At 63.6% G+C, this 7,189-nt stretch carries 5 protein-coding genes; 4 read left to right on the top strand and 1 reads right to left on the bottom strand.

The features are described from left to right. Positions 1-810: 810 nt before the first annotated feature. Both ACWELQ_RS32555 and ACWELQ_RS32550 read left to right on the top strand, forming a co-directional pair. A complete protein-coding gene (locus tag ACWELQ_RS32555; protein ID WP_452400868.1) occupies positions 811-1,827 on the top strand; it encodes a helix-turn-helix domain-containing protein in 1,017 nt (338 codons plus the stop codon). Further along, positions 1,824-4,247 carry an aminotransferase class I/II-fold pyridoxal phosphate-dependent enzyme gene (locus tag ACWELQ_RS32550; RefSeq protein ID WP_452400867.1) on the top strand — a complete coding sequence of 808 codons (2,424 nt, stop codon included), beginning with the start codon at positions 1,824-1,826 and terminating at the stop codon, positions 4,245-4,247. The genes ACWELQ_RS32555 and ACWELQ_RS32550 overlap by 4 nt, the downstream gene beginning before the upstream one ends. Here the strand turns inward: ACWELQ_RS32550 and ACWELQ_RS32545 are convergent. After that, positions 4,244-5,275: a helix-turn-helix domain-containing protein gene (locus ACWELQ_RS32545; protein ID WP_452400866.1), complete on the bottom strand. Its 1,032-nt coding sequence runs from the start codon at positions 5,273-5,275 to the stop codon at positions 4,244-4,246. The two genes, ACWELQ_RS32550 and ACWELQ_RS32545, sit on opposite strands and share 4 nt — an antisense overlap. 218 nt (positions 5,276-5,493) lie before the next feature. Between ACWELQ_RS32545 and ACWELQ_RS32540 the strand changes: the two genes are divergently transcribed. Both ACWELQ_RS32540 and ACWELQ_RS32535 read left to right on the top strand, forming a co-directional pair. After that, positions 5,494-6,000: a hypothetical protein gene (locus tag ACWELQ_RS32540; RefSeq protein ID WP_452400865.1), complete on the top strand. Its 507-nt coding sequence runs from the start codon at positions 5,494-5,496 to the stop codon at positions 5,998-6,000. Between the two features lie 57 nt (positions 6,001-6,057). After that, a partial coding sequence (locus ACWELQ_RS32535; RefSeq protein WP_452400864.1) for a M20/M25/M40 family metallo-hydrolase occupies positions 6,058-7,189 on the top strand: 1,132 nt, incomplete at its 3' end.

The following is a 7,189-nucleotide window of genomic DNA, read 5'->3' as shown; positions in this document are numbered from 1 at the left end:
ACTCACGATGATGGAACCGGTGGTGTCGAACGAGATCCGCACCGCGATCTTGGTCAGTTCCTCGGTCTCCGGATCGCGCTGCCGCGCGATGAGCATGCCTGCGGGCTAGGGGATTGTGGTGCAAGCGTTTTCGCCGGGCTCGGGGTCGCGGTCCCGTTCGGCGAATCGAACCCACAGCAGCGCAACAGCTTCCCGCAGGGCGAGCCCGAGCTGAGTGGCCCGATCTCGGCCATTTCGAGCGCCTCCTCGCCTCCGCGAGTGCCGGATCGCTCACTACCTCGTCGAGCGCCATCCCGATAGTGGCCTGCTCCAAGGTCAACATCCGATCGGGGAGCCGGGTGAGTTACCAGCTGGCCATGGAAAGTGTTGTGCGGAAGGCCATCTCGGGCGACTTGTCGGAGCGGGTTGTTCAGGGCGCGAATTCGAGGGCCAGGAATTCGGGCACCCCTCGAAGAGTTGTTGTAGCACCAAAGATAGTTCAGCACTGTGATGGCACATTTGCAGAGGAAGTGCTTATGATCTGCGCATATAAGGCGAGTCATGCTCATAAGTAAGCAAACTACCTTGGATGTATCGGAAATATCCCAGTGCGCAAGCACTTCGGCGGCGTTGGAAGATGAAGTCGCCGAAGGTAGAGCGAATTGGGTGACGAATCCACCTTTCTCTGCGGGGTATTTGTCCCGTCTAGCTTGGCCTGTAACGAATCCGCCCATCGTTGCAAGTTCTGTCGTGGCGGAAATGACATGTCGTGCTTACGATGGGGCTACGGATGATACATCTGAGCAGTGCATAGCATGATGGGAGACGAGCATGTCTTGCTCGGCCTCGGACGGCGAGCCCATCGGGGCGGTGGTCAAGCGGCTTCGCCGGCAACGTAACCTCACCCAAGAGACGCTGGCTCAACGGGTCGGATGCTCGCGCAGTCTGATTCAGCAAATCGAGAATGGCACCCGCGTCCCGCCTTGTGCGCAACGCGAGAAGCTGAGCGCGGCGTTGGGTGAACGCCTGCCCGGGGACGGAGACCAAAGCGAGGCCGAGGCTGCCCTCAGTGATGTGCGCATCCGCTTCGACATCCTGCTGAACCAGAAGCCGGACATAGCTACTCGGGCTCTCGCGATCGCGCAGAGCCTCGCTGCACTCAAAGACACCGATGAGGTCCTCGCTCCGTTGCGGGAGATCGCGGAGCGACAACTGGGTCGTGCCGAGGAGGTTCTGACCCAGATTCCATCCGGCAGTGTCGTGGTGCGGGAGTGGAATTCGATCATCGACTGGCTGACCGTGCTAGTCCGTGCGCAGCAGAGGATCTGTGCGATCCACACCACCGAGCTGGGTGCGGTCGGCGGCGATGTTGGCGACGAGTATCACCGGGAAATCCTGGCCAAGGCGCGTTCAGGTGTGTCGGTGCAGCGGATCTATGTGCTCGACGACGTTGTGGACGTGGAACCCTACGAGGACAGGCTCTGGCAGCAGGTCAAGGCCGGTGTCGAAACCATCCTGGTGAATCGGGAGCTTGCTCCGAACGCGCAGGGCATCCTAATCGTAGACGACGGCTATGTGCTGGCTGGTGACTACGACTTCCGCCGCAAGGCACGGGACTTGAGCAGGTTCTCGACACTGCGTCACGACGTCCAGGCCGCGTACCGCAAGTTCAACCATCTCCGTGAACTCCGGACATATGGAATGGCGTTGGTGGTCAACGATCTAGTGGAGATGACGGGGTTGGCTCGCTTCGAGCGTTTGGACGGGGAAGGTCGTCCGCGCTTCCGCGATGCTCTTCGGCGGGCCTGGAATGACGACGACCTCGGCATCGTAGGCGTGCCCAAATGAGCGGAGCGGTGGTGTCGGGGCCGTTGGACCCGGTCGAAGTCGCGGACCGCTCCGACCAGCGCAAGGAATACGCGTGTCGGTATTTCGGCGATGACACTCGATTTCAGGGGATGAGCGGTCGGAGCTACCGCGGACTGATTGATGCCTATCACGGTGAGACCGGTTTGCCAATGGACGAGAATGCGATGCGCACCCTAGATTCCGTGTGGACAGACCTGTTCGGTCATGGTCTCCTCCGTACACTCCCGTTCTACGAAAAGAGACAGCCGCTGATCCTGCGGAAGCTGGCGGCCGAGCGACTTTTCGCACGGATATCGGATCCCGCACCCGGCCTGTGTGGTGTGGACGTCGATCCCGCGGAGGTGATCGTCAGTCCCTATTCGAGCACGATCCTCCTGGAGGAGGCGATCGCCACGCTGGCCCGCCCAGGCGGTGTTCTGGTGTGCCCGGAGGGCTATTACAAGAGCGCGGCCGGGCATATCGCCAAGTATGGCCTGCGGATAGCGACCGCCGAGGTCAGTGCCGACGCCGACTTCCGGATCGATCCGCTGGCTCTCGAGCGGACGCTGAAATACCATATGGCGCAAGGGGACCTGTGTGGAGTGTTGCTTACGCTTCCCGGCAATCCGGTCGTCGCCGATTACACGGTCGAGCAACTGGTTGAGATCGGTCGGGTGCTCATCGCGGCCGATGTGCCGGTGATCTGCGATATGGCGTTCGATCTGCTGGTTGATGGGCACATTCCGATCGCCTCTCTCGTCGTGCCGACCGCAGATGGTCCTGTCCGGCTCTACGACCGCGTGCTCAGCATCACGGGCAATTCCAAGGCGTTCAATGCTTTCGGGCCCTGCAAGCTCGGTGCGGCGTGCACGGGGGACAAGGAGTGGCTGACCGCGATCGGCAAGCGGTTGCGGGCTCCATTTCAGCGCGAGTCCACGCATCTGATTCGTGCCACGATCGAAGGGACGTCGGAGGACCGGCTGGTCCGGAACCGCAAGATATTGCGCGAGCGAATGGAATCTGCGCGACAGCTGGTGGCTGGGATCAACGCCAGATTCGGGGTCGAATTGATCCGCGCACTGGGCAGCCGGGATGGCATGTTCCTGACGATCGAATTTAGTGTCGAGATGATGGCGGCAGCCGCGGTGAGATCGAGTGCGGATCTGGAGGATCTGTTGCTGACGGCCGCGGGAATCGACAGCGTCGCATTGGACTGCACCGGCTCACAGCGGATGGGCGTGCGGCTCAACGTGATAACGCCACGCCGACTGGGGAAGGTGTCGGGTACCGAACTGGTACCCGAGCTGTTCGACCGCATCGCGCGGTTGCTCGAGCGGCTCGACGCGGGCATGACCTATTCCGGGGCCCTGCTCGAACGCCGGATTCCGGCGCGCTTGCCCCGGGTAGGGACGGTTGGCGTACTGCGTGAGACCGCCGTGCGTGAGCGACGTGTCGCCTCCACCCCCGAGGATGTGATGGTGCTGGTTCGGAGCGGGCTGAAGGTAGTGGTGCAGCGGTCCGCCGGTGCGGAGTCGTGTTTCGAGGACGTCGAGTACGAGGCTGCGGGTGCGTTGTTGGTTTCGGGTCCTGAGGAAGTCTTTGCGGCCGCGGACCTGATCACATGGGTGAAGCCGCCCGCCTACGACCTGGACGGGATGACCAGGCCCGGACAGTTGCTGGTCGGATTCCAGGATCCGGTGACGCGTCGCCGATCGATTCATCGACTGAGCCGATGTGGGGTGGAATCGGTGGCCTTCGAGCACATGCCGCCGGATCTTGAGGCGGCGCAACTGGACCCCATGACCGCCATGAGCCGGATTGCCGGTGAGGTGGCCTACCAGGTGGCACGCGAGCAGCTTCATCAGAAGCATCCCGATTGTCCGGTCCGTACCTTGGTCGTCGGTTGTGGCCAGGCTGGGCTCGCCGCAATTGCTGCGGCGGCGAACTGCGGTGATGCACCGACGGCTGCCATTGGAAACCGGGCCGAACAGCGCGCTTTCGCCCTCTCGCATGGTGCGAATGAGTTTCTCCTCGATCCCAATCCGGACCAGATCTCATGCTTCATTTCTTCGTTCGCGCCGAATTTGGTGGTGTGCGCGGCCCAGCGTCGAGGTGAGCCTGCGCCGTTGCTGCTGGACCGAAACGGCCTGTCGACTCTGCCTGCCGGCGCGGTCGTAGTCGATCTAGCCGCCAAGGGCGGCGGCAACTGTGTGGCGACGCGCCTTGATCGCACTGTGACAGTTCGTTTTGGCCACACCGCGACGATGGCCGACGCCATTACGGTGATGCATCGCTCCAACTTTCCGTCCTTGTACCCCGATATTGCGAGTCGTGCGTACAGCGCGGCAGCTGCTAGGGCGATTCTCGGATACAGTGATCCGTTCCGGCTGTGGCAGCCGGGTGGCGGTCTGAGCGCTTAGGATCCACTGTGTGGCAGTAGATTCCAAGCCTCCGTGAGTGCCGCCCGGAATTTTTCGCGGCACTCCGGTTCGTCGATGCGGGTGTGGTGCTCGAGCGGTGGTCTGGTGAGCAGTTTGTTGACCGGGATCGCTCGTCGCTGTGATCCGAGAGCGTAGAGCTTCTCGAAACGCCCACGCAGGAACCGTATTTCATGCGCCATGGCCGAGAACCTGGTGGCCAGCCGGGTTTCGCGGGCATGGTCGTATTCGCCGAGGATGGCGAAGCGGTCGTCGACCAGCATCAGCCCCGCCGCACCCGGCACGTCGTCGCGCCGCACCAGCAGGTTCTCGACCCCGGCCCGAGCCAGTCGCCACAGTTTCTCGTCGTAGGGCCACAGCTCGGAAATCGTGTCGAGCACGTAGATACGGCGAATGTCCAGTTTGGCCGGTCCGGTGCGACTGGCGAGGCGGTAGATGGAGGCGTGGTATTCCTCGCCGATCTCACCGCCGAGTACGGCGAATCCGGCGACATGGATACTGCAGACCGACCGGGTGGCCTGTTCGATGAGCATGCGCCAGTCGGCGACGGTATTCCATTCCAGCACGGTGACGCTGCGCGCGGGCACCTGGGCCAGTACATCCTCGGCGTGTCTGAGCTGTCGAACCGCGATGGCGCGCAAAGGTTCCAGATCCGCGTCGGCGGACTTCGCGCCGATCAGCCGCTCGGCGATCCGCAGTGCGTGTTCGGCCGCGACGGGATCCTGGCCGAGCAGGACATTGAAGCGCATGCGGAGGGCGTCGGTTCCGGAATCGGCGTGACCGCCGGATGGTGTCGCCCGGCTGCCGGTCGGTAGCGCCACGCCGAGGGCGGCGCTGAGACTCTCCCGTAGCGACAGCTGGGGCACCCGGGTGCCGCTCTCGATCTGCTGGATCAGGCTGCGGGAGCATTTTGCCTTGTCGGCCAGGGATTTCTGGGTCAAGCCCCGTTCTCGGCGCAGTCTTCGGATCAGCTCGCCGATCGGCTCCTCGACCGGGTTCGCCCGCGTCATCTCGGCCCCCTGCGCCGACCCCGATGCTCAGGGTGTGTCACGCGAGCTTACTTCGTGGCCGTGCCTACAACCAGACGTCCGATGATTCGCGTCCGGGTTTCGGCGCGGTCCGATATCCAGGGCAAATGACCAGGGATAGCGGGCAATTCGATGGATGCCACAGCGGCCGAATCCGAGACTTTCAGTAGAACCTAAGCATTCGAGAAAGCGGCGGCATTATGACGCTTCACCTGACCGATCGGTCGATTACCAGCGACATCACTCCGGAGGTGGCCTACTACATCCCCGATCCTGGCGGCGGTAGCTGGATGTTGAGCTGGTTACCGGGACGGCTGCTGACGCGGGAGCAGGCGCTCGAGGGGATGCGGCTCGATGAATTGCTCAGTGACCCCCTGGTGGAGGGAGAGGCGGCGCTGTGGGCCGGAGGGGTGTCCGCAGCGTCGCTTGGGGTGGATCTCACCGAGGTGGTGGTTCGGCTGGTGGCGCGGATCGCTGAGCGGGATGCGTGGCGAGCGGGGCGGCGCGGGCGGCGTTCGCGGGTGCGACGATGCATGGGAGTTGTTGTGCCGCAGCGGTTCATGCTTCGGTGCCTGTCGGTGTCGGCGATGGTCTCTCGGCTGTCGTTCGCGGCGGCGACCTTGCCGTCGCTGGTGTTCGTGGTAGTGGCGCTGATCGTGGCCTCGTCGGCGGTGACCTACTCGCCGGCTTGGGCGCGGACCATGTGATGCTGCGTGTCGCCGGAGATTCGCTGGATTGAGCGGTTCAGGTGGTTCGATAGGCGGATGGGCCTGGATCAGGAGCTGAGCAGCGCTGTTGATGGGTTGATGCCGGAGTTGAAGGGGCTGCTCGGGCAGCTGGTTTCCATTCCTTCGATCGCCTTCCCGGACTATCCGAAGGAGAACGTGCGCAAAGCGCACGATCTTGTTGAGGAGGAGTTGCGGAAGTCTGGGGTGGCGGATATTCGGGTTTTGGATCTGCCGGATACGTCGCCGGTGATCTATGGGCGGATTCCGGCCCCGGAGGGGGCTCCGACGGTTCTGCTGTACGGGCATTACGACGTGCAGCCCTCGGGGGATGAAAGTCTTTGGCATACACCGCCGTTCACGCCTACCGAGAAGGACGGGGCGATCTATGGCCGGGGGGCCGCGGACTGCAAGGCCAATGTGGTGGCGCATATCGGGGCGTTGCGGGCGTTCGGGGGGAAGCCGCCGGTGGGGGTGACGGTGGTGATCGAGGGGCAGGAAGAGTACGGGTCCGTGTTCGACGACTATCCGGCCGAGCATCCGGAACTGTTCAAGGCCGATGCGTTGCTGATCTGCGATGCGGGGAATATCAGGGCGGGGCAGCCGACGTTGGTGACCGCCTTGCGTGGGGTGGCGGATGTGTTTGTGGAGGTGCGGACGTTGGCCGCGCCGGTGCATTCGGGGCAGTTCGGTGGGGCCGCGCCGGATGCGCTGCTGGCTTTGGTCGCGGCGTTGGCGACGCTGCACGATGCCGAGGGGAATGTGGCGGTCGAGGGGTTGCGCCGGGACACATGGGAGGGGGCGAACTACACCGATAAGGAGTTCGCCGAGGTGACCGGGATGGAACCGGGCATGCCGCTGCTCGGGTCGGGGCCGATCGGGGAGCGGATTTGGTATGGGCCCGCGATCACGGTGATCGGGTTGGATGCGCCGCCGACGAAAACCGCTGCGTCCGCGGTGGTTCCGTATGCGAAGGCGTACCTCAACGTGCGGGTGCATCCCGAGCAGGATCCGGCCGAGGGGCAGCGGGCGGTGATTGAGCACTTGAAGAAGGTCAAGCCCTACGGGATCGAACTCGATGTCGCCCGCGCCCTTCCAGGTGGCCGTGCCGAAGCCGGTGACCGCCAAGGGTTTTCCCTGTGCGACGAGATCGCGCACGCCCGCACGGAAT

The organism is Nocardia sp. NPDC004722, from assembly GCF_053601505.1.
Note: the sequence above shows the minus strand (reverse complement) of the source record. Positions and strands in the feature narration are given on the sequence as shown.

Coding starts and splice junctions, on each gene's coding strand:
- ACWELQ_RS32540 (WP_452400865.1), top strand. CDS start 5,494: ATGACGCTTCACCTGACCGATCGGTCGATTACCAGCGACATCACTCCG.
- ACWELQ_RS32555 (WP_452400868.1), top strand. CDS start 811: ATGTCTTGCTCGGCCTCGGACGGCGAGCCCATCGGGGCGGTGGTCAAG.
- ACWELQ_RS32550 (WP_452400867.1), top strand. CDS start 1,824: ATGAGCGGAGCGGTGGTGTCGGGGCCGTTGGACCCGGTCGAAGTCGCG.
- ACWELQ_RS32545 (WP_452400866.1), bottom strand. CDS start 5,275: ATGACGCGGGCGAACCCGGTCGAGGAGCCGATCGGCGAGCTGATCCGA.